Annotated in this window: 21 protein-coding genes; 4 read left to right on the forward strand and 17 right to left on the reverse strand. The window is 55.5% G+C overall.

What is annotated here, in order from left to right:
* Nucleotide 1 precedes the first annotated feature (1 nt).
* The 5 genes from LBW88_RS21630 to aroL all read right to left on the reverse strand — a co-directional run bounded on the left by LBW88_RS21630 (nucleotide 2) and on the right by aroL (nucleotide 4548).
* Nucleotides 2–934: a DUF1177 domain-containing protein gene (locus LBW88_RS21630; RefSeq protein ID WP_224934176.1), complete on the reverse strand. Its 933-nt coding sequence runs from the start codon at nucleotides 932–934 to the stop codon at nucleotides 2–4.
* 15 nt (nucleotides 935–949) lie between these two features.
* Complete coding sequence (locus tag LBW88_RS21635; RefSeq protein WP_224934177.1) at nucleotides 950–2509, reverse strand: OPT/YSL family transporter; 1560 nt, start codon at nucleotides 2507–2509, stop codon at nucleotides 950–952.
* Nucleotides 2510–2678: 169 nt separating this feature from the next.
* Complete coding sequence (locus tag LBW88_RS21640) at nucleotides 2679–3431, reverse strand: IclR family transcriptional regulator (protein WP_224934178.1); 753 nt, start codon at nucleotides 3429–3431, stop codon at nucleotides 2679–2681.
* A 290-nt stretch (nucleotides 3432–3721) separates the two neighbouring features.
* The gene (locus tag LBW88_RS21645; RefSeq protein WP_100702230.1) at nucleotides 3722–3913 is read right to left on the reverse strand and encodes a YaiA family protein; all 192 of its coding nucleotides are present in this window, start codon (nucleotides 3911–3913) and stop codon (nucleotides 3722–3724) included.
* A 110-nt stretch (nucleotides 3914–4023) separates the two neighbouring features.
* The gene (aroL, locus tag LBW88_RS21650) at nucleotides 4024–4548 is read right to left on the reverse strand and encodes a shikimate kinase AroL (RefSeq protein WP_224934179.1); all 525 of its coding nucleotides are present in this window, start codon (nucleotides 4546–4548) and stop codon (nucleotides 4024–4026) included.
* 286 nt (nucleotides 4549–4834) lie between these two features.
* Between aroL and LBW88_RS21655 the strand changes: the two genes are divergently transcribed.
* Nucleotides 4835–5578: a DUF2076 domain-containing protein gene (locus LBW88_RS21655; protein ID WP_224934180.1), complete on the forward strand. Its 744-nt coding sequence runs from the start codon at nucleotides 4835–4837 to the stop codon at nucleotides 5576–5578.
* Here LBW88_RS21655 and LBW88_RS21660 read toward each other — a convergent pair whose 3' ends face one another.
* Nucleotides 5579–6022 carry a YaiI/YqxD family protein gene (locus tag LBW88_RS21660; protein ID WP_034830508.1) on the reverse strand — a complete coding sequence of 148 codons (444 nt, stop codon included), beginning with the start codon at nucleotides 6020–6022 and terminating at the stop codon, nucleotides 5579–5581.
* Between the two features lie 142 nt (nucleotides 6023–6164).
* Here LBW88_RS21660 and proC point away from each other — a divergent pair, with 142 nt between their 5' ends.
* Nucleotides 6165–6977 carry a pyrroline-5-carboxylate reductase gene (gene proC, locus LBW88_RS21665; RefSeq protein ID WP_224934181.1) on the forward strand — a complete coding sequence of 271 codons (813 nt, stop codon included), beginning with the start codon at nucleotides 6165–6167 and terminating at the stop codon, nucleotides 6975–6977.
* 67 nt (nucleotides 6978–7044) lie between these two features.
* Here proC and LBW88_RS21670 read toward each other — a convergent pair whose 3' ends face one another.
* From LBW88_RS21670 to LBW88_RS21700, 7 genes are all read right to left on the reverse strand, one after another.
* Entirely contained in the window at nucleotides 7045–8580 is a 1536-nt protein-coding gene (locus LBW88_RS21670) for an FAD-dependent oxidoreductase (RefSeq protein WP_224934182.1), read from the reverse strand.
* A gap of 155 nt (nucleotides 8581–8735) precedes the next feature.
* Nucleotides 8736–9899: an N-acetylglucosamine-6-phosphate deacetylase gene (locus LBW88_RS21675; RefSeq protein WP_224934183.1), complete on the reverse strand. Its 1164-nt coding sequence runs from the start codon at nucleotides 9897–9899 to the stop codon at nucleotides 8736–8738.
* Nucleotides 9892–10665: a 6-phosphogluconolactonase gene (locus tag LBW88_RS21680; RefSeq protein WP_224934184.1), complete on the reverse strand. Its 774-nt coding sequence runs from the start codon at nucleotides 10663–10665 to the stop codon at nucleotides 9892–9894. Before LBW88_RS21680 ends, LBW88_RS21675 begins: the two co-directional genes overlap by 8 nt.
* A 2-nt stretch (nucleotides 10666–10667) precedes the next feature.
* Entirely contained in the window at nucleotides 10668–12191 is a 1524-nt protein-coding gene (locus tag LBW88_RS21685; protein ID WP_224934185.1) for a sodium:solute symporter family protein, read from the reverse strand.
* A 233-nt stretch (nucleotides 12192–12424) separates the two neighbouring features.
* A complete protein-coding gene (locus tag LBW88_RS21690) occupies nucleotides 12425–12727 on the reverse strand; it encodes a PsiF family protein (RefSeq protein WP_034830548.1) in 303 nt (100 codons plus the stop codon).
* A gap of 138 nt (nucleotides 12728–12865) precedes the next feature.
* The gene (gene iraP, locus LBW88_RS21695) at nucleotides 12866–13120 is read right to left on the reverse strand and encodes an anti-adapter protein IraP (RefSeq protein WP_224934186.1); all 255 of its coding nucleotides are present in this window, start codon (nucleotides 13118–13120) and stop codon (nucleotides 12866–12868) included.
* 210 nt (nucleotides 13121–13330) lie between these two features.
* Nucleotides 13331–13477, reverse strand: a complete 147-nt coding sequence (locus LBW88_RS21700; protein ID WP_224934187.1) for a hypothetical protein — start codon at nucleotides 13475–13477, stop codon at nucleotides 13331–13333.
* A 253-nt stretch (nucleotides 13478–13730) separates the two neighbouring features.
* On the opposite strand from LBW88_RS21700, the gene LBW88_RS21705 reads away from it, so the two are divergent.
* Entirely contained in the window at nucleotides 13731–16811 is a 3081-nt protein-coding gene (locus LBW88_RS21705; RefSeq protein ID WP_224934188.1) for a beta-galactosidase, read from the forward strand.
* Here LBW88_RS21705 and LBW88_RS21710 read toward each other — a convergent pair.
* On the reverse strand, nucleotides 16750–18057 hold the full coding sequence (locus LBW88_RS21710) for a multidrug efflux MFS transporter (RefSeq protein ID WP_265112634.1): 1308 nt from the start codon (nucleotides 18055–18057) through the stop codon (nucleotides 16750–16752). The genes LBW88_RS21705 and LBW88_RS21710 overlap by 62 nt on opposite strands.
* A 393-nt stretch (nucleotides 18058–18450) precedes the next feature.
* Between LBW88_RS21710 and LBW88_RS21715 the strand changes: the two genes are divergently transcribed.
* Nucleotides 18451–18705 carry a biofilm development regulator YmgB/AriR family protein gene (locus tag LBW88_RS21715; protein WP_224934189.1) on the forward strand — a complete coding sequence of 85 codons (255 nt, stop codon included), beginning with the start codon at nucleotides 18451–18453 and terminating at the stop codon, nucleotides 18703–18705.
* Nucleotides 18706–18864: 159 nt separating this feature from the next.
* On the opposite strand, the gene LBW88_RS21720 is transcribed toward LBW88_RS21715, so the two are convergent.
* The 3 genes from LBW88_RS21720 to LBW88_RS21730 all read right to left on the reverse strand — a co-directional run bounded on the left by LBW88_RS21720 (nucleotide 18865) and on the right by LBW88_RS21730 (nucleotide 22572).
* Entirely contained in the window at nucleotides 18865–19182 is a 318-nt protein-coding gene (locus LBW88_RS21720) for a hypothetical protein (protein ID WP_224934190.1), read from the reverse strand.
* 173 nt (nucleotides 19183–19355) lie between these two features.
* Nucleotides 19356–19655, reverse strand: a complete 300-nt coding sequence (locus LBW88_RS21725; protein WP_224934191.1) for an I78 family peptidase inhibitor — start codon at nucleotides 19653–19655, stop codon at nucleotides 19356–19358.
* A gap of 322 nt (nucleotides 19656–19977) precedes the next feature.
* On the reverse strand, nucleotides 19978–22572 hold the full coding sequence (locus tag LBW88_RS21730; RefSeq protein WP_224934192.1) for an EAL domain-containing protein: 2595 nt from the start codon (nucleotides 22570–22572) through the stop codon (nucleotides 19978–19980).
* Nucleotides 22573–22741: the final 169 nt, after the last annotated feature.

Below are 22741 nucleotides of genomic sequence, written 5' to 3' on the forward strand. Positions count from 1 at the left end.
ATTAGGCTTTCCGCGTACGCAGGTGGCTGAGACTACCATACAGAGAGTGTAGTAACGCATACTCTTGCTTGTCATAGAACTGACAGGTTTCACGGCCAAACTCTTTCGCCACTTCCACCGCAAACTTCACGGTCGCCGCGATATCGACTTCATGGCTGGCACCGGTGCCGCAACCTGGCACCACTGATTCCGCGCAAATTGCCACACCCACCACAGGCACATCGGTGGCGGTTGACGGCTGCAGGATGCTGTTCAGGTGATAAACACCGTTGCCGTAAGGTGTGATGTCCTGGGTGGTGATCGGGAAGGTCACCGCAGGCTTACCGCTGGTCATCTCCATGATGCGCAACAGATCTTCTGATACGCGCAGGATATAACCCTCTTTCACGGTCGGCGACAGCGCGTAGCCTTTGTGATTGAGAATGCGGTTACCCTTGGTGGTATCGATGGAGAGAATCGCGTCAACACCGTCGATCACTTCGTTGTCATTCATGGTGATGTCATCGCAAGGCGAATCCATGAAATCCACCGGCTCATGCGGACGGGTTGGCGCATCCGGGCAGATGTGGGTGGTGATAATCACGTCACCCGCCAGCACATCGCCTTTGGTCTGCATCTGAGCCAGTTTCAGCGCACTGCTTACCGCCGCGACTGCACCATCCGCATCTGACACCATACCGATACGCGTCGGACGCGCACCGATGCCACCTAAACGACCGACAATGCCCAGCGTGGGCGCGGTTCCGCCTTTGCTCTTGCCCTGCGAACCCGGGATATCGATGCGCACGAAATCAGTACGTCCTTTAGGACCGGTCACACGTTTGAAGCTGGCGTTCACGCCCGGATAACTGGCGAAGAGATCCACCACCTGTTGCCCGTCGATGTAGGCGCTGTCGAGTAACTCAAAAACCTGCAGTGTCTGCTGTAAACTCATATTGAATTCCCTGGGTTATTTCTTGGTGCTACTGGCAAAAAGTGAATGGAAGAAGCTGTACAGCGCGTCGCCCGCAATAAACCCTGCGGCCATCACCTCCATCGGTGAACGTCCACGCTCGCCCCACACTCGAATGATCAGGATACGCAGCGCGATCCCCACCATCACCGCCCAACCTGCGGCGGCATTGTTGATTAACAAACCGGTCGCCAGCAATACGCCTAATTGACGCTTCGGCCCGCCGATAAACTGAATAATGGCTCCCGGAATCGCCCACATCAGCAGGTTGCCCGCGATGCCAGGCTCAGCACCGGCCTGAATGGTTTTGGCGTAAACGCGGGCCACTGGCGGCAGCAGGTTTTCGGCGAAGAACAAGTTATGCGCGTACCACACCACTGGAATACAAATCACAAAGGCAATCATGGCGGCGATAAGCTGAATGCGGCGGCCCCACAGCTCTTTCTGTAAATCGGCACCGTTACCACGCAGGATAAAGCCGGCTTTCAGGTCGTAGCCCATATCGGCAAAGGCCGGTCCGGTGGCGGCAGTAAAGCCACACAGCAGGCAGAGCGCCAACGGTGGGAAGCTGAGCAGAATACCGAGGATCAGGGTAATCAACGCCACCGCAAACGCCGGGAACCAGCCCGAGTGCATCGCGGCGATGCCGACAATCAGCTCATGCACAAAGGCAGCAAACGCGGCATAAACGATAAACAGCACCAGCATCGGCAAGCCCATCTGGCTCCATAAACCGCCCGCCAGCGCCAGTAGCGTTGAAATAATGATGTAGCCCAGGGTGCCGAAACCGAGTGAACGCTTCACTTCGCTGTCACTGCGGCTGACATTCAACTGATCGTTGCGACGGCTGACAATCACCTGTACCACCTGAATCAGCGCCACTAAACCTGCACCGACCATCATGCCGTGAGGAATATAAAGCGCATTGATATCGATACCAGCAACCGGTTGCGCATAAGCGCGCAGCAGGAAACCAATACCTAACATGCTCAGCGCCCAGATGTTGCCGATAAATGCGGTACCAAACGCCGACATGGGGATTTTCAGCATCGAACCGGCGATGCCGCCGACAATACCGACCACCAGCAGCCACGCCTGACGGCCACCTTTATCTCCGGCCTTGATGGCTTCCGCTGCTGCCACGCCAGGAGGCCATGCATTACTGGCCGGAAATACGCGGGTATCGAACAAGCGGTACAACAAGTAGGCATCCAAAAGCATGGCTGCACTGACACCGACAAACAGCGGCAACACCAACTGCGGTTCGCCCAGCGCCCACGGCACCGCGATCGGCATCAGCAGACTGTTGGCCGCGCCGAAAGTGGCTGAGGAGATGGCGGTTTGTGCAAGGTTCTGAACTTCGATGGAGCGATAGCGACGGAACCATTGCAGAGGAATGCGCGCCAGCAACATGGCAAACAGCGCACCGATAATTGAGGTATTGGGTGTGACCCCAATAGTGGTAATAAGCTGAACTCCGATGATGGCACCCGCAACAGAGAGCACAACCAGCATTAAGCCCACGCCAAAACTCTTTATTGGATTATGTTGACGCATATTATCCCCGTATTTTCACCCTGTAGAAAACGCGAATACGTTTCATGCCCGACACGCGGGACACCAACGTTTTTTATAAATCGTTCCCTGATTTTTGAAATAGGCAGGTCCGAAGACCTGCTATTTCCCTGGTGTGGCGCGAATAAACGCCTTTAAATCGAAAATAAGGTTATGCGCCGTATTTCTCGGCCATCAATGCAGCCGTAGAGCGCAATTCGCTGAGCAGCGCGTCCGGATAACCCGGGGCCGCTTCTTGCGAGAGAAACGAGAGACACAGTGCGGCACTTTCGCCGCGATGTTTATTGGTGACAGCCACCGCCAGTGAGCTGATGCCCGGCAACGTCTCATTGCGTGCCAGTGCCCAGCCTTGCTGGCGAATCACCGCTAATTCTTTACAGAGTGCATCTATGTCCAGCGGCGAGTTCGCGGATGCGGCCTGCCAGTTGTCGGCAAAACGCGCACGCACTTCGTCATCACTCAACTGTGCCAGCAGCACGCGCCCGGTCGAAGTACCGGAAAGGGAAACGCGTGTGCCCGGTGGCGTAACCAGCTGAGTGAAAAAACGTCCGTGATACATGCGCATCACCAGAACGTCTTGCCCATCCAGCACGGAGATGTAGCCCATACAACCACTGCTGGCCGCCAGTTGTGCCATCGGCGCAGAAGCGCTATCCACCAACGGCGTAGATAAGTAGTGCCCCGCAACTGAAAGCAACACGCGACCAATCTGAAAACAGCGACTATCCGGATCACGCTCAAGCAATCCTTCACTTTCCATGGTCGCCAGCAGACGCGAAACGGTACTTTTCGGTAATCCTAACGCGTCTACCACCTCGGTGAAGGTCAGGCCCGGATGGCCCTGCGTCACGCCAAAGCGCTGGAAAAGCTTCAGTACGGCAGCGGCGTTTTCGAGAGTGGTCATGGCATTAGTTTCACTATATGGAACCGAGTTCCTATATCAATACAATGAAAGTAATTCGCTACGTTTATCGGGTCAAGCGCAAATTTTGAACCGGCTAAATTTGCGCCAAATCACAGCAGCATAAAATACGGCACAAACGGAAAATGGGGTGACGTTATCAGGCAAGTTCTCAGAATGGCAGAAAAGGATGGCGATTAAGGCGGGTATATTGGCCATATTGTGGCAGATGAAAATTTTTATTTAGCAACGGAAAGTTATCAATAATTAAAAGGCGTCCTTGCCCGCGAGAATTACTCTTTATCCGCGTCTTCGTAACGCTCTTTCGCATCCTGCGCTTCCGCTTCGGTTTTGTGTTCACTGATCAGTGAGTCAGGTTTCGGATGGTCAGCGCGTAATTCATACCAGGTCACGGTATTGTCTGCCGCGCCTTTCTCGACGGCAACGATGCGCGCTTCTCGCGGGTACGGTGGTTTAGTTGGCATACATTTCCCTCTTATGTCTGGTTTCCACACAGACAGCGGCGATCCCCTGTCTTAAACACAGTATAGACAATGGAGGATCGCGAGAAAAAAGAGGGATAAATCTGAAGGGGTTAGCTGGCGCGAGCCAGGGAAAGGCATTGAAGAATTTGATCAACCACTTGTTCCGGCGCCTGCATGGCATTCACTTCGTGGTGCGCGGTCTGACGGTAAAGATGCGCGCGCTCACGCAGAATATCGCTCATCTCTTCGGCAATCGGACGGCCGGTTAACGTCGGGCGTTGTGCAGCTTCAGGTTGGCGTTCGAGACGATCGGCCAATACCGTCGACGGGGCATTCAGCCAAATCACCTGCCCATGTTCGCGCATAAAGCGACGATTCACCTCAGCCAGTACCATGCCGCCGCCGGTGGCGATCACCGTTGCCGGCGCGGTCACTGCACGCAGTGACTCGGTTTCGCGCGCACGGAAGCTATCCCAGCCTTCAGTCGCGACGATTTCCGCCACGGTGCGTTGAGTGGTGAGCTGCAGGTTATGATCGGTATCGCGAAAGGCATAGCCAAGCGCCTGAGAGAGGGCCTGGCCGATAGTGGTTTTACCGCAACCGCGTGCGCCGATCAGATAGATGGGTAATGACATCCGGGCTCATCCTCCGCCGTATTTATGCCGCACGGGCAAGGTCATCAGGTCAATATTGCGTCGCATGATACCTGGATTTTATTTTATCAGCCACCCGCGAAGCACGATTTACGCGTATTTACGGCCTTCAATTCACTATCAATATGATTATTAACGATTAAATGATGCGTATTTCGTGCATCAACCTATTTGTAAGTGCGGGCAACATTTCCTTACCAGGCCATTGATTTACTTTCTGTCACGTTGACCACATATAAGGAGGTACGAATCATTGGAGGTTCACACCATGCAGAATGAAGAACAACAGTTAATCGACAATCTCTTTAGCCGACTGAAACAGGCTGAAACCCAGAGCGGACCGCGTGATGCCGGTGCCGAGCAGTTAATCAAACAACATTTACAGAGCCAACCAGGCGCGCCTTACTACATGTCACAGGCGATTTTGATCCAGGAAGCGGCGCTGAAGAAACTTAACGCCCAGGTCACCGATCTGGAGAACCGCCTGGCCCAGGCTCAGCAACAACAGCAGCAAGCTCCTCAGCAGAGCAGCGGCGGTTTCCTGTCGAGCCTGTTTGGTGGCGGTTCACGTCAGTCAGCTCCACAGCAGCAGCAGCCGGTATGGAACAGCGCGCCGCAGCAACCTCAGCAGCCGTATGCACAGCCTCAGCAGCAACAGCCGCAGTATGCGGCTCCGCCTGCGCGCGGCACTGGATTCCTCGGTGGTGCACTGCAAACCGCGGTGGGTGTCGCCGGTGGTGTTGTGATGGCCGATATGCTCACCAGCATGTTCCACCATTCACAGCCGGAAGAGATCGTGAATATCATTAACGAACCGGCACTGCCGCAGGTGGATAACAATCTCGATACCTTCAACGGTAGCGACAACAACCTCGATACCTTTAACGGTAACGACAGCAGCAACGCCTTCCTTAACGATAACGCCAGCTGGGATAACAACAGCTTTGCGGATAACAACGACTTCAGCGACTTTGGCGGTGGCGACTACGACGACGATGACAGCTTCGTCTGATTAGCGTTGCCGTAACCATTTATCCAGTTCGTTAGCAAATAGCTGGCGGTCACGTTGGTTTAGCGCCGATGGGCCGCCGCTCTGCACCCCACTCGCTCGCATCGTTTCCATAAAGTCACGCATGGTCAGACGCTGACGAATGGTATCCGGTGAATAGCGCTCACCCCGCGGATTCAACGCCGCAGCGCCCTTCTCAAGTACTTCTGCCGCTAACGGAATATCACCGGTGATCACCAGCTCGCCCGGCTGCACACGCTTCACGATTTCGTTGTCAGCGACATCAAACCCCGCCGCGACCTGCAGCGTTTTCAGCCACGGCGAAGGCGGCACGCGCAGCGGCTGATTCGCCACAAAGGTCACGGTGATTTTGGCGCGTTCGGCAGCACGGTACAGCACTTCTTTGATGACATTGGGGCAGGCATCGGCATCAACCCAAATCGACATGTGTTTTCCTTTTTCGCACAGAATTGCAGGCGATCTTGCCCGCTTGCGTCAGAATGGCAAATATTTTTACGCGGCTTGTTATTCAGCACAGCTGTCGTAAGCTAACTCGCAAGAGAAAATGAACCACTTAAAGGATAGAGCGATGCTGGAGAAGAAAATCGGGTTTATCGGCTGCGGCAATATGGCGAAAGCTATTATCAGCGGACTGGTCAACAGCGGGCTGATTGCCCCGGCTAACATCTGGGTTTGCGACCGCAAACCGGCCACCAATCAGGCGATGGCTGAGCAATATGGCGTGACGGCGGCAGAAAGCCCAGAGAGCCTGGCACGTGAAGTCGATATCCTGTTTGGTGCCGTGAAACCGAATGTGATTCTCAAAGTGCTGAAAGATCTCGCGGGCCAACTGAAGAAAGATGCACTCGTGGTGTCGATTGCCGCCGGCGTCACCCTCGATTCGCTGGCCGCTGTGCTGGGGCACGACCGCAAAATCATCCGTGTGATGCCGAATACGCCATCGCTGGTGAATGAAGGCATGACTTCGATCACGCCTAACGTACTGGTGGAGCAGCATGAAGTCGACGAAGTCGTCGGCATCTTCGAGAGCTTTGGCAAAGCGGCAGTGGTGAATGAATATCTGATTCATGCCGTGGTTGGCGTAAGTGGTTCAGCTCCGGCCTACGTGTTTATGTTTATCGAAGCGATGGCGGATGCTGCCGTGCTGGGCGGCATGCCGCGTGCGCAGGCTTATCAGTTCGCGGCACAGGCGGTAAAAGGTTCCGCGCAGATGGTGCTGGAAACCGGCAAACACCCCGGTGAACTGAAAGATATGGTGTGCTCACCCGGCGGCACCACCATCGAAGCGGTGAAAGTGCTGGAAGAGAAAGGCTTCCGCGCGGCGGTGATCAACGCGATGCAGCAGTGCATGGCCAAGTCCGAAGCATTAAGTAAGCAATAACCTATTTTGGTTTCATCAGGTGCGCATGTCCGCGCACCTGAATCCACCCAATGTTGTGCAGACCTCTTTACGCGCCCTGCTCCTGATACGCTTCAAACATCGCCAGCCCTTGCGCCAGCGTCATCGGTTGCTGCATGGTTTCCACCAGCGCCGCCGTCAGCGTGTACATCCCAGCTGAACACACGGCCGCGATGATGCCCTGACGACAATAAAAGGCGATAAAGCTTTTGTCCTGAAGCGATCCCAGCAGTCGGTAGTCGTCCCACTCTTCGGCATGGCCCAGATATTCGTAGCGCGTGCCGTAGTGCGCGGTCCAGAAAAACGGCACGCGGTCGTACATCACCCCTTTGCCCAACATATTGAGTGCCGCGATACGTCCCTGCTGATGTGCCACACGATAGTGCTCAATGCGCTGCGGACCACGCGGCGTAAGATAACTGGCGATATCGCCCGCGACCCAGATATTTTCTGCGACGCGTAGCTGCCCATCAGCGAGCAGGCTGCCATCGTCCTGCAGTGGCAAATCGTGGATGAAATTCGTCGCCGGTTTCACCCCTGTGGCAAATAACACCTGACTGGCTGGCACAGATTTGCCCCCTTTCAGGCGCACCGCACGCACCTGCTCATAGCCTTCCAGCGCTTCCGGCTCACCCTCAACAAATTTCACCCCATTGCTGCGGTGCAGTTCGTAAAAATGGCGTCCAATCTCTTCACCAAACTGCTTTGCAAACGGCAGTGGGTGACGGGCAATCACCGTGACATCCACATCCTGATTGCGCAGTGAACCCGCCATCTCCATACCGATAAAGCTATTGCCGATGATCACCAACTGCTGTGTCTCATCCACCTGTTTGAGCAGTTCATCGGCCTGATTCAGCGAACGTAGCAGATGCACACCCTGCAAATCCTTACCGGGGATATTAAGAGGCTGAGGAGTACCGCCGCTGGCAATAAGTAGCTGATCAAATTTCACTGTCTGACCATCAGCAAGAATCAACGTCTGATCCTGCGCCTTGAGTTGCGCGACCTCGCCCTGAATGCGCTGAAGCGAGCCCAGTACATCTGGCTTGAGGAGTTTAGGCACATCCTCGATCGCCATTTTTCCCGAAGGCACAAATTTGCTCAGCGCGGTGCGATCGTAAGGGGCGGCAGATTCGCGCTCTACCAAAATAATGTGCCCGCTAAAGCCTTCATCTCGTAGCGTCCAGATCGCCGCACTGCCTGCGGCTCCGGAACCTAAAATCACGCACACCGGTGATTCACCCTGAGCAGCAGGCGCACTGGCAGGCGACATCGCCTGCGGATTGACCAGCACCTTGCCCTGTTCGACACGCACCGGGTAGCGTTTAAGGTTAGCCAGCGCCAGCGGCTCACACATTTTGCCATCGCGCAGTTGAAATACCGCCTTGTGCCAAGGACACACCAGCTTATCGCCGCAAATTGCGCCCTGCTCTAACGGTGCCCCTGCATGCGGGCACTTTGCCTGCAGCGCCTGTACTCGCTCACCATCACGAATCAGCACCACATCGATATCACCCACGGTGAATTTGGTCGGCTTACGCTGCGCCAGCGACTTGAGTTCCACGACAGATTGATAGCTCACGATTAGCCTCCTGCGTTGTTATTGGATTTGACGACATTAAATCCCTACAAACAGTAAGCCTGGCAAAGCAGGAGAATTTCGCTGGAGAAACAAAGCGTAACGGCGAATAAGCTATTACTTATCACGCCGTTAGTGAGCAAAAATAAAATCACGCTTCAGGCTGAAGCGGCTTGCCACACCTTTTTTCCTTGTTTGATGCATGCCACCAACGCCACGCTGTTATCTGGCTGAGGTTTCAGTAGCAGGAGATCCGCTGGTGCACCGGGTGACAAGCCATGCTGCTGAGGCAAATCTAACTGCTGCGCCGGTCGAATCGAGGCCATCTCAATCGCCCGCTGCAAAGGGGCTAATTTTTGCCGCAGCAGGAAATTGACGCCATCCAGCAGCCCACGTGCGGAACCGGCCAGCAGCTGTGGCGCATCCGCCATGCTCAGCCGCCCTTCCGCGCTGAGCTGCACGCGTCCGCCTATCGCCGAATCGTAGATGCCCGGCAGCTGCCCGGCGAAGCACGTCACATCACTGACCAGCAGCGCCTGCTCGCCTTTTGCCCGTAAAAAGACTTTCAATACCTCTGCGGGCAGATGATCGCCATCAGCAATCAGCGTGGCCGCCAGCGCATCCTCCGCCAGCTGCTGCCAGATGTAATTGGGATGGCGCGGCAGTTGCAGATGTGCGCCATTGCCCAGATGAGTTGAAAGCGAAGCGCCCGCCAGCACCGCATCATGAATCTGCGCGGCAGAGGCCGAGGTGTGCCCAATCGCCACCCGCACTTGCTGCGTCACGCAATGCCGGATGAGCTCGCTGCTTTGCGGCCATTCCGGTGAGAGCGTCAGCAAACGAATGCGCTGCTGCGCGGCTCGTTGCCAGCTTTCAAACAGGAACACATCCGGCGCACAGATCGCCTCCCGTGGATGCGCACCACGCGGGCCGTCTTCCGGTGACAAAAACGGCCCTTCCAGATGAAAACCCGGCACCGCCAGCGCGACGTCCGAATAGTGCTCACAGGCGCTGGCCAGCCGCTGCAACGCTTGCGTAATCTCTCCGGGCTGAGCGGTGATCACCGTGGGCATAAAGCTGGTGACCCCTTGTTGCCACAACGCGTGCGTGGCATGCAGCACATCCTGTTCGCTAAAGGGGAAGTGATTAAAATCCACCCCCTGAAAGCCGTTAACTTGCAGATCGACCAGGCCGGGCGCCAGAATCAGATCGCTGTCTGATTCGGGCAGCGATCGCACTTCTGCCAGCGTGCCTTCGCACATGTAGAGTTCTATCGGGTCCAGCGTGCGGTAATCGCGACCACGCAACAGAGTTTCAGTCAAAAATCACCTCCGCGCAGGCATCGGCGTCGGTATACAGCGTGCAGTTGGGATGCTGCCGCAACCGGGTTGCCGGGCAAGCCGTGGATATCGCGTCGTGCAATGTTGCCTGCACCGCAGCGCGTTTAGTTAATCCGGGCACCATGCAATACAGCCTGGCCCCGCGCATTAACGCTGGAATGGTCAAAGTCACCGCGTGCGTTGGCACCTGCTCTAACGTGGCGAAACAGCCGTCGTTAACCTGCTGCTGTCGACAGGCATGATCCAGTTCCACGGCCTTGACGCTCAGCGGATCGCTAAAATTCGCAACCGGGGGATCGTTAAAGGCCAGATGGCCATTTTCACCAATGCCCAGACAAACTACATCAATCGCCGCCGCCTCTAACTTGCGGGCGTATTCGCAACAAATCTTCGCCGGATCGCCACTCGAAGGAATGAGATGTACCTCGCCAGGTTGTACCCGGTCAAACAGATGCTCACGCAGAAAATGGCTGAATCGCTGCGGCGCCCCCTCATCCAGCCCAATGTATTCATCCATATGAAACGCGTGGATGCGCTGCCAGTCGAGATTCGGCGCGGCAGCCAGTGCAGCGAGAAACTCACGTTGTGAGGGTGCGGCAGCAAATACCATCCGCACCACTGCCTGCTGTTGCAGCAATAGCTGCAGATGCGCGATGCAGTCCTGTGCCGCCGCTGCACCTAATGCATCACGATGGGCGAAGCGCTTGACCCACAAGCGGTCGCGCTTCCCCTGTTGTAAAAGCGTCATTCCTATCCCTCCTGAGAAGCATTGTGACTTTTCGGCCAGTGCGTGCTGGCGGGCATTTCCTGATCCTGATTGAGTGCCGCGAGCAGCGCGTCAACTTCCGGACGCACCGGTGCGGGACGCAGCCATCCCATGACCACAAACAGCACCAGCGATGACATCACAGGTGCGGCCACTTGAGTGGCGGTGCTGACATCGGTAAAGATAAATTTCACGCAGAAAAAGGTGCCCACGCCCACTGCCCAACTCACCAGCGCGGCGGCACTGCCACTGCGACGAAATGCGGGTAATAGGCCTAAAAGCATCGGGATCGAAATAGGCCCCACTAATCCGCCGAACCAGATAATCAGCAGTGACAGCACTCCGCCGAAACGGCTGGCGTTCATGGCGATAATCAAGGTGGTGATGATGAAGAGAAAAGCCGTCAGACGCGCCACTAACAGCGAGCTTTTACCGCGCTGAAAACGGTGTGGCAGCATGCCGGGCAGGATGTCACGCGTGACCACCGCCGTGATGGCATTGGCATCCGATGAGGTCATTGACAGCGTGTGGGTGAACATCGCCACCAGCACTAATCCAATTAAGCCATTCGGCAGCAGCTCCATCGCCATCACAGAGTAAGAACGGGAGGGATCGCTAAGATTAGGGAACAGCAGCGGCGCTGCCCACATCGGCCAGAACAGAATCAGCGGCCAGATAAGGTAAAGTGCGGCCGAGAGCAGTGCCGCTTTTCGTGCATCACGACCCGCCGGCGCGGCGATGAAGCGCTGTGCCAGATTCCACGTGCCACCGTTGTAGCTCAGGGTGTAAATCACAAAGTAGGCCAGAATAAAACCGAGCGTATACGGCTCCTGCACGATCTCGGTATGGGTGGCAGGCAGATGCTGCCAGATGCTGAACAGTTCACCGAAACCGCCAAGATGCATCGCTACGGCCACCACCATGACAATCGCGGCGATGAACTGCACCACAAACTGACCGAAGTCATTACAGGCGTCGGCCCACAACCCGCCCATCACGGTATAAAACAGGCTAAGTGCCCCGGAAATACAGATGCCAATTAACGGATCTAACCCGGTAAAGACATTGATGATCACGGCAATGGCGGCCCATTTGGCGCCGACGTCGAAGGTTTTTAGCAGCACCCCACTCCACGCCAGTACCATTTGCGTTGGCAGGTTATAGCGCGTAGCGAGATATTCCATCGGCGATTCGATATTCATATGAATTCGCAACCGTGCCCAGCGTGGAGCGAAGAGCCGCGACCCAATCAGGACTGCAATCGAGATCGGAAACGCCCACCAGAAATAGATGGTGATGCCCATGTTGTAAGCCACCGCGGCATAAGCCACAAACACCGCAGCACTGTAGCCGGACATATGATGTGAAACGCCCGATAGCCACCAGGGCATTTTTCCGCCTGCCGCGAAGAAATCTCGCGTGCTGCCTACTTTACGCATCGCCCAGAGCGTAATGGCCACTATCATCAGCGCATAGAGCGCCATCACAGCATAATCAAGCACATTCATAGCAGTCTCCACAGGTCAAAGCTGCCCAACGAAAGAACCCGGTTCGAGGGGAAGGATAGGTTATTTTTTAATTAGTCCTTATCTAGGATTAATACATCCTGGCACCGTTACCGCGCTTAAAATGTGACGACGCTCCGGCTATTACTTTTTCTTCTGACCCGAAGAGGAGATAAAAGGCAGGCACTAAAAAGGGCGCATACGCAGTATGCACCCTCAGTACAGGAATAAATCGGTTAGGCTTTTTTCAGGCAGGAACTCATAAAGGTTTTACGTGCATCGCCGCTGAGTTTTTTATCAGCCGCGTCAGTGTTACAGGTTTTCATCTTCATTTGCTGCGGCGTCATGCTGCCCATCTTACTGTCTTTTTTCAAACAGTCGCTCATGAAAGATTTACGCGCGTCCCCTTTTAAATCCTGAGAAGAAGCGTGTTGGTTACACATGGTCATTTTATTTTGCTGGGCCGTTTTCTCTGCTGCACCCGCATTGCCCGCCAACAGCAGGCCTGCTGCTATCATTGCCAAAAGACACGATTTCATTGCCGGAATCTCCATAGAATTATTGCCTTTTAATCATGGCAGGAAATAAGCAATGCAGAAAAAAATATATTCCCTCGCCCGACGTTGCGGTTAAAGCTGTTGATAGCACCACAGCTTATTTAGAGGGAGAGATAAGGCTTATACGCGGGGATGATTTAGCAGCTTTTCGACGTAATTACGCAACAGGGTGGTGTCGGGCGTTTCCGCAGCCGGAGCAAGCGGCGGCATCGCAACGGCGATTCCCGCGGCAATCTCGTTGAATTGTTCAGGATCCAGCTTACGCAGCATGGCGGTCAGCACAATTTCTAATGCCTCAACCTGGACCACTAATTCTTTTGACTCTTCTTCTTTCTCAGCCAGTTTTAGCAGGAGTTCCGCAATCAGGTTTTTCATGCGACGGGCTCAATAAGAGATGGAAAACAGACGTTAGCATTGAGGGGGTTAAAACAACAGGGATTTTTAGCGGTTTGCACAAAATTAAGCATAAGCGCAGCGTGAAAAAAGAAACGGAATTTCAATATGTAACGGCGAAACGTTTCACTTCATTGGTCATGCTTTTTCGAAACGTTTCGCGCGTAGTTATTAATTAACGGATGGCGCTAATTAATGCGGTCCCATAAAGCCATGGCCTGGACCACCACCGCCGCCATGACCACCCCAACCGCCGCCACCGCCTGGTGGTGGGAAAATACAACCGCTCAGCGCGGTCACCAGTGCCACAACGGCAGCGAGTTTAATAATACGGACCATAATTACCTCAGAATGGTGAAATCGGGCTGAGTGTATGAGGCGGCAACGGGCGCGACAATACAGAATTCTCTGCAACCCGGCGCTATTCATCTCTGCTCACCACGCTTAACAAATTACTGGCACTACGCCCGCAAAAAAATCACAGAGGCATCATCATAATGACGAAAATTTCAGCCGTTGAGGGTGGTCGATCACTTTACACTCCGCGTGAAATGACGCAATGTGAGCGCATTACAATTAGTGAGATCTTACTATGACTCTGTCCGCCCTCTCTCTCAGTGATATCCTGGCGCGTCGTGACTGGGAAAACCCGGTGATCACCAGCCTGAATCGTCTTGATGCCCATCCACCGTTTTCCAGCTGGCGCGATGAAATCAGTGCGCGCGACGATGCACCTTCTCCATCACGTCAGTTACTGAATGGACAATGGAGTTTCAGCTATTTCTCACAACCTGAAGCGGTGCCACAAAGCTGGTTATTGCAGGACTTGTCTGGCGCGCACTCCCTGCCCGTGCCTGCAAACTGGCAGCTGCATGGCTTCGACGCGCCAATCTACACCAACGTGCAATATCCGATTCCTGTGAATCCGCCGTTTGTGCCAAAAGAGAATCCCACGGGATGTTATTCGCTCACATTCAATATTGATGACCGTTGGCTGACGCAAGGACAAACGCGAATTGTGTTTGATGGCGTCAACTCCGCCTTCTTCCTGTGGTGCAACGGACAATGGATTGGCTACTCGCAGGACAGCCGCCTGCCCGCCGAGTTTGATCTCAGTAACGCATTGCAGCGTGGCCAGAATCGACTGGCGGTGATGGTGTTGCGCTGGAGTGATGGCAGCTATTTAGAGGATCAGGACATGTGGCGTATGAGCGGCATTTTCCGCGACGTCACCCTGCTGCATAAGCCATCGACCCAGCTAGCCGATGTGCAGATTGAAACGGCGTTGAGCCCGGAATATATCCGTGGCGATCTGCGCGTGAGTGTCAAAATCCACGCAGGTGAACAACCGCTTAATCAGTGCCGTCTGCGTCTGAGCCTGTGGCAGGGCGAAACCTGTATAGGCAGCGAAGAACAAGCGCCGGGCAGTGCGGTGATTGACGAGCGTGGGCATTATCCAGAGCGCGCGCTGCTGGTGCTGCCGATAAAAAATCCCCTGCTGTGGAATGCGGAAACGCCCCACCTCTATCGTGCCGTGGTGACGCTACTGGATGAGAACGGGCAGGTGATTGAAGCCGAAGCCTACGATGTCGGCTTCCGGCGAGTCAGCATTGAAAACGGCCAGCTGTGCGTCAACGGCAAGGCCCTGCTGATTCGCGGCGTGAATCGCCATGAGCATCATCCGGAAAACGGCCAGGTGGTGGATGAAGCCAGCATGCGTCGCGACATTGAATTGATGAAGCGGCACAACTTTAACGCCGTCCGCTGCGCCCATTATCCCAATCATCCGTTGTGGTATCGCCTGTGCGATGAGTATGGCCTGTACGTCGTCGACGAGGCCAATATCGAAACCCACGGCATGCAGCCAATGAACCGCTTATCAGCCGATCCGCGCTGGTTCGCCGCTTATAGCGAGCGCGTCACGCGCATGGTACAGCGCGACCGCAACCATGCCTGCATCATCATCTGGTCATTGGGTAACGAGTCCGGCCACGGCAGCACCCATGATGCACTCTATCAGTGGGTGAAAAGCAGCGATCCGACGCGTCCGGTGCAATATGAAGGCGGTGGCGCCAATACCGCCGCCACCGATATTGTCTGCCCGATGTATGCACGCGTCGATCAGGATCAGCCCTTCCCTGCCGTGCCGAAGTGGTCATTGAAAAAATGGATTGGCCTGCCGGGTGAAACGCGTCCGCTGATCCTGTGTGAGTACGCGCACGCCATGGGCAATAGCTTCGGGGGTTTCGCCAAATACTGGCAGGCCTTCCGCCAGTTCCCGCGTCTGCAGGGCGGTTTTGTCTGGGATTGGGTCGATCAAAGCCTGACACGCTATGACGAGCAAGGCCAGCCATGGCAAGCCTACGGCGGTGATTTTGGTGATACGCCTAACGACCGCCAGTTCTGTATGAACGGTCTGGTGTTTGCCGATCGAACGCCGCATCCGGCTTTGTTTGAAGCGCAGCGTGCACAGCAGTTCTTCCAGTTCCAGCGCGATGCCAGTAACGCCTTTCGTTTCACTATCTCCAGCGAGTATCTGTTCCGCAGCAGCGATAACGAAGTGCTGCGCTGGTCGATTGAACAGGATGGCGTTTCCCTCGCGCAGGGTGAACTGCCGCTGCACCTTGCCGCGCAGGGCAACCAGATGATTGATATCCCAGCCGCTGAACATTTGCAGGGCAATGCGTGGCTGAATCTCGCGGTGCATCAGATTGCTGCCACCGCATGGTCAGAAGCTGATGCCCGTGTCGCCTGGGATCAATGGTCGCTGCCAGCCGCGTTAATACCACGTGTGATTGATGCCACGCCAACCGCGCCAGAACTGATTGCCAATCACGATCTGGTTGCTGTGCAACTTCCGCAACAGCGTTGGCACTTCTCGCGCCGCAGTGGGGAATTGGTGCAGTGGTTTGTTCACGACGAAGAGACGATGCTGACGCCGTTGCAGGAGTGTTTTATACGCGCGCCGATTGATAACGATATCGGCACCAGTGAAGCCGCCAATGTCGATCCTCATGCCTGGGTAGAACGCTGGAAACACGCGGGCTATAACCAGCTGGAAGCGGTGCTGCTGGATATGCAGGTCGATAGCCTGAAGCACAGCGTGTTGATTGAAACCTGGCATCAGTGGCAGGCCAATGGGCAGGTGATATTTACCAGCCACAAGCGTTATCAGATCGGTGGCAACGGTGAGATGAGCATCAGTGTCGAGGTGCAACAGGCGCCGGGCTTGCCTGCTCCAGCACGCATCGGGTTGCGTTGTCAGTTGATTAACGCACCACAGCAGGTGAGCTGGCTCGGCCTGGGTCCGCACGAAAACTATCCGGATCGTCAACTGGCGGCGCAGTTTTCACACTGGCAGCAGCCGCTGGCCTCGTTGAGCACCGCCTATGTGTTTCCGGGAGAGAATGGTTTGCGCTGCGGTACGCGCCAGCTTGATACCGGCAGCTGGCAGGCGAGCGGCGATTTTGCGTTCTCGCTTAGCCGCTACAGCCTCGAACAGCTGCGGGATACCTCGCATCGCCATCTGTTACGGGAAGAGGAAGGCTGCTGGCTGCACCTTGATGGCTTCCACATGGGCGTGGGCGGAGACGACTCCTGGAGCCCCAGCGTCAGCCCGGAGTTTTTGCTTTCTCAGCAGCACTGGCACTACGCTCTGACCCTGCGCCAGTAGGGTTCTTCGTCGCCTCGCCTGGCTGGCTCAGCGGTTGAGTCAGCTCGGTTTTTGGGCGGCGATAGAAGCGGCGCAGCAGCACCACATTGAGCAGCACCACCACGGCGGTGGCGAAGAAGACCCAGCGATAGCCCGTTGCAGCAGACACCGCCGCGCCCAACAGCGGACCCGCCACGTTGCCGAGATACATAAACGATTGGTTGTAACCGAAGATGCGTCCGGTGACGTTATCGCGTGAGTGACGTACCAGCAGCGTTTGTACCGCGGGCATCATTGCGCCATCGGCAAAACCCAGCAGGAAGCGCAGCACGCCGAGTTGGGTGGCGCTGGTGACAAATGACATCGCCATCAGCAACACCAGAGAAAACAGCATGGTGCCAATCAGAATGCGCTGCGTGCCAATCCGATCGCCCAGTTTGCCCAGACGAGGTGCGGATATCAGTGCCGAAACGCCCGGTAGCGCAGCGATCACGCCACTGAGGAACGCCAGATTTTGCGCATCGGGCGCCAGCTCACGCACGAACAGGGTCAGGATCGGATTCACCGAGCCGTTACACATCTGGATCACCATGGTGGTGACGAACAGACACATCATCAGGCGAGGATTGTCGAGAATGCGGAATACCTCGCGGCCGCTCATTTTGTCCTGCTTGCTCACCGGCGTATAACCGGTCTCTTTGATCAGGAACAGCGTGACAAAGAAGCTCACCATCAACAGCACCGCTGTGACAATAAACACCATGCGCAGTCCCAGCCAGTCAGCCAGCAGTCCGCCAATCATCGGCCCCAGAATCACCCCGCCAATTTGCCCGGTGGAGACACAGCTTAATGCCCAGCCGCTGCGCTCGCGCGGAACCTGGGCGGCCACCAGCGCCATCGCATTAGGAATATAGCCGGAGGTTAATCCCATCAGCGCACGCAGCAGCAGCAACTGCCACGCTTCGGTCACAAACGCCTGCAGCAGTATCACTGCGCCCATGCCAAAAGAGGCGCGTAACAGCATCAGCTTGCGCCCTTTACGGTCAGCCAGGCTGCCCCACAACGGTGCCACTGCAGCAGAAACGATGAAGGTGATACTGAAGGTGAGACCCGACCAGACGCTCAGAGCATTGGCGCCATGGATACCGAGTTCCTCAACGTAAAGCGGCAGGAAGGGAATGATCTGACTGATGGCTAATCCGGTAAAAAAACAGCCAAACCAGACCGATATCAGATTGACCTTCCAGGACTCGATGGAGCGTAGCATGGGCGTGTGCATCAGAAAAAATGAAATGAGGGTTCAGTCTAACAACCTCATAACATCACCGGACGGCAAAACATGGCATCGGGTTAAAAACGCAGTTTTCCGCTGCCGTGCGTGATTCTGCTCACAGCAAATAGTGTAAGGGGCACGATTTGTAGTGTCTTTATGTGCTGTAACAAACAACTCAGCAAGATAAGCGCATCGCCAGGGAGAGCAAACGTGAAAAAATATGTCTATCCATTACTGACAATATTCGACGCCGCATCTATGTTTAAAAAATCACCGGCCATCGCTGGCGAGGCGCTGCCCGTTCTGGACAGTTCCCATGCTTAACCCATATTTCCCAATGCTGCCAATAATCGGCGGTGGGCATCGTTGTCTCTGCGGAGGTCAGCCATGAGAACACATCCTAACAGCGCCAGTCGGGCGATTACCGACTACTTCAACAGTCCTGCCTGGCATGCGCCGCACGAGAGCGATCTGCTGGCAGCGATCATGCGCGAATTGATGGATGATGGTCAGCCCGCGACCAGCAAAGCGATCATTGCGCGGGTGATTGCCAAGCTGGAGTTTGAGGGCGATGAGCAGCAGCTACAAAACTATCGTAATTTGCTGGCGCAGCTGCTGGAAGCCCGGCAACAAAAGCCGTAAGGTGCCATCATTCAGCCGCCGCCCGGTGTGCGCGTATATTTAAAGCACAGGTACCGCGTTGATGGATTACATGACGGCCGTTTGCGGGCGGACTCAAGGGATATACGCAGCCTTTAGGGACTTCACGACGCGCCCTTTGCAGGCGCGCCCCACCGCCGTTTACTTCACTGCACGCAGGTGATCGGCTTCGCTGACCACGGCTTTACCGCTCGCACGCTGGTACAGGCATAGCTCACGTCCCATCTGATTTTTCATGTGCTTCTGTGGATAACGCCCTTCCAGCAGTAACGCATCGTAACCGACGCTATCGTCATACTGAATCGGTTTACCCACCACCTTTACTGCCTTCAGGCCGCTGGCTTTCAGACAAGCTTGCTGCCGGGTTTGACTGTTTTGCTGCCAGGCGGCTTCGCTCGAGGCGTGCGCCAGTGGACTTAATAGCAGGGTGATTAGCAGAATTTTTCCGGTGTGTCTCATCGTCGCTCCTCAATTAATCCATTACAGATTAATAGATAAAAAAATTCCCGCCGAGGCGGGAAGAAACAAGACGAGCATTGCATATTCGAGAGTGACGAGGAAATCTCCGTAATGCGCAGCTATCCTCGCCCGGCGCCATGACAGCCCGATGACAATGCGATGTCCGTTTAGATTTATCCGCAGTAAACCCGCGAAATCTTACCGCTCTGATCGGCGGTAAAGTTTAGACGGCGCAGATTAAAGTCCATGGTCACGGCGCCGTTCCACGGAATCGCCCGCATCGGCCCGGCAAAGCGTTGGGTATCAAGGCTGGCCAACGGCTGACCTATGTAATTCTGATATTGCGATGCACCACACTGATCGGTTTCGGGATCGTGGCTGGCGGCAGCAGTGCTGTCCGGTTTGCTGGCGGACTGGCAGGCGGTTAAGGCAAAAAAGGCCGTGGCCAGTAACGCTTTTCCATAATGGGTCACAAGTTTCTCCTCCTGGATAGTAAACGAACCGTTCCCGAGAGTAACAAAGCAAGCCGTTGATGTGAAAACAATGCCAGTGGATTGGTCGAAGAATTGTGCTGTAACGCGCGATCTTCCTCTCATTTCCCAGGATTAATCGCACGCCCTGTCTAAAAATAACGCACTCAGTCACTATAATTAACTAAGAATTATCTGAGGAGACGATGATGGAACTTGCCATTTTTATCGGCTTTACCATCCTGATGACCGTGGTGGCGGTGCGGGTGCGTTAAGTCCTGATGATGCTGGCGGCTAAACGGCCGCCATGACGGAGAAGCCGCGCTTACTGAGCGGCTTCTTTTTCATCCTGCAAGCGCGCATGAAACGCCGCGAGCGGCATCGGCTTGCCGAGGAAGTAGCCCTGCCCTTCTTCACAGGAAAGCGCCTTCAGCTCGTTGAGCTGCGCTTCGGTTTCAATCCCTTCTGCCGTAATGGTGAGCGCAAAGGCGCGCGCTAATCCGACAATCCCCGCAACTACCGATTGCGCCTGCTTCGATTCCGGGAATTCTTTCATCCATGACCGATCGATTTTCAGGCCGTTGAATGGGAAAGTTTTCAGGTAACCTAATGCCGCATAGCCGGTGCCAAAATCATCGACCGTTAGCCTCACGCCCAGCGCTCGCAACCCCTGCATGATTTCCAGTGCGCGATCGGGGTGCTCGAAGGTGACGTTTTCAGTGATCTCCAACTCAAGCCGGGTTGCCGGTAAGCCGCTGACCGCCAGCGCATGTGCCACGCGATCCACCAAATCACTGTTGCGGAATTCCACCGGTGAGATGTTAACGGATACGTAGCGCTGTTCGCCCCAGTCGCTGGCATCATGGCAGGCGCGCATTAGCACCCAATCACTGATGGCAGCGATCAGCCCATTCTCTTCCGCCAGCGGAATAAAGCGGTCTGGCGTAATCCATTGATCCTCGCCCACCTGCCAGCGAATCAGCGCTTCCGCACCTGCCAGCTGTCCCGTTTGCAGTTGATAACGCGGCTGATAGTGCAGTGAAAACGTGTTGTTGCGCAGCGCCTCTTCAATCGCCTGCACCATATCGCGCTTCGATTGAATATGGTTGGCCATATCGTTGGAGTACCACACCCAGCGATCGCGTCCAGCCGTGCGTGCCTGGCCGAGTGCGATGTCCGCCAGCCGCAGCAACGCCTCCGGATGAGCGGCATCCTGCGGCGCGCTGACGATACCCATGCTGGCAGTGAGATTCAGCTGATGCAATCCCGTGATTATCGGCTGATGGACGGCGCGTTGCAGTGCGCGGCAACGATACTCCAGACCGGCACGCGAGCTTTCGCGCAGCAGCAGAATAAACTCATCCCCGCCCAGTCGTGCCGCCAGTTCATCAGGCCCAATCAGATTTTTTAGCCGCTGAGAGATCTCATTCAGCACCACATCGCCCACCGCGTGGCCCCACGAATCGTTGATCGGTTTGAACTGATCGAGATCGAAGCTGATCACAAACAGCGGTGCCTCTTGCGTGGCATTTTCCAAATGTGTGGTCAGGAATTCCTGCAGTTGCATGCGGTTGGCAAGGCCAGTAAGCAGGTCATGGCGTGACAGGAACTGAATGCGCGCTTCCGCATCCACTTCATGGGTAATATCGGACACCGTGCCGCGAAAACCGGTGCGCAAGCCGTTACGACGAATGGTCTTCGCCATCAATTCGCCGATACGGCGCTCACCGTTGGCAGCCATGAACTGGCAGCGCAGCGGCACATGCTGGATTTCATCGCCCTGACGCAACAGCCAGGCCACCAGCGAATGGCTGGGATGGCTGAGGAGTTGATCCAGCGGGCGCCCAATCCAGCTTTTGACTTCGTGTCCGGTAACAGCCGCAAAACGCGAGGAGAGATAGCAAAGGCGGCCCTGATCGTCGACCTCCCAAATCCAGTCCGAGGCCGCTTCCGCCAGATCGCGAAAACGCTCTTCACTGTTGGCCAGTTCACGCTGGCTGATGGCCAGCATTTCAAAGCGACGATCGGAAATGACGGCGTTATGCAGCGCATGGCGAATGACCCGGCGTGTCACCAGCGCAACAGCCAGTACAGTGAAACAGAGCAGCGGCATCATCAGCCAGATCACCCCAAAGCCGGGATTTTTGGCCTGCCAGCGTAACACCAGCGGCTCGCCCTGAATCACCGGTTCAGCCAGCCGCGGTTCATACAACGCATCGTTTAAGCCATTCGCAATTCGCGGAGCGATCACATTGAGCGACTTGCCAAGGGCCTGCAATTTTTCCGGGGTCATGATGTTAACGAACACCATCACCGAAGACGGGCCAGGGATGGTGGGAAGATCGGGCACCTTGCCTGGCGTGATCGGCGCAGCCACCACCAATGCCGGCTGTTGATTGATTATCGCGTTGCGCGTGATGCCATCGTCAGGCTGGTGACGTGCGGCGGCCAGCAACAGCGCAGTTTGCCCGCCTAACCAGCTCTCCAGCGACGCCTCTGACAATTTGCCATCCACCACCGCGTAGCGCGTTTTGCCTGCACCATCAATGACAAACACGCCGTCGTAGTGGTACTCCTTGTACAGGCTGGGTCCAAAGTTCTCTTCATCCCACGCCCAGACCTTATTTACCGTCAGGTGCAGATTTTTCCAGCCTTCACCCCAGTTCGCGTAATCACGCACATCGGTGATCATCTTCTCCTGCTGCTGTTGCCAGGCCTGGCGCATCAGGTTGACATCCTGCTGGATGGAGTCAGTGTTTTGTCGATGGGCAATCACCAGCACCATGACGACAGAAAGCAATAGCACGCCAAAGAGTAGCGACGTTAAGGTGCGCAGACTGCGTCGCGTCACCCGTACCGTGTGTGCTTCCATATTAGCCCTGGCAGGCAAGGTCGCGTGCCGGTGATACTCAGAATTCATGCAATGTGCTCGCAAACAGAGGCAGCAAAAAAGAAGACAGGGTGCGCTTTCGATGCGCCTCCGTCCTGTAATGGTTTTTTTGGTTATCGGCGCAGCCCGCTGCAGATTTAGTCCTCGCGGCGGAATTTTTGAGCAGTGCAATTCTGTGTGGGGCCATCTCGACAGCAAT

This window comes from Pantoea sp. alder81, from assembly GCF_020179835.1.
In the GTDB taxonomy this organism is placed as follows: Bacteria; Pseudomonadota; Gammaproteobacteria; order Enterobacterales; family Enterobacteriaceae; genus Pantoea.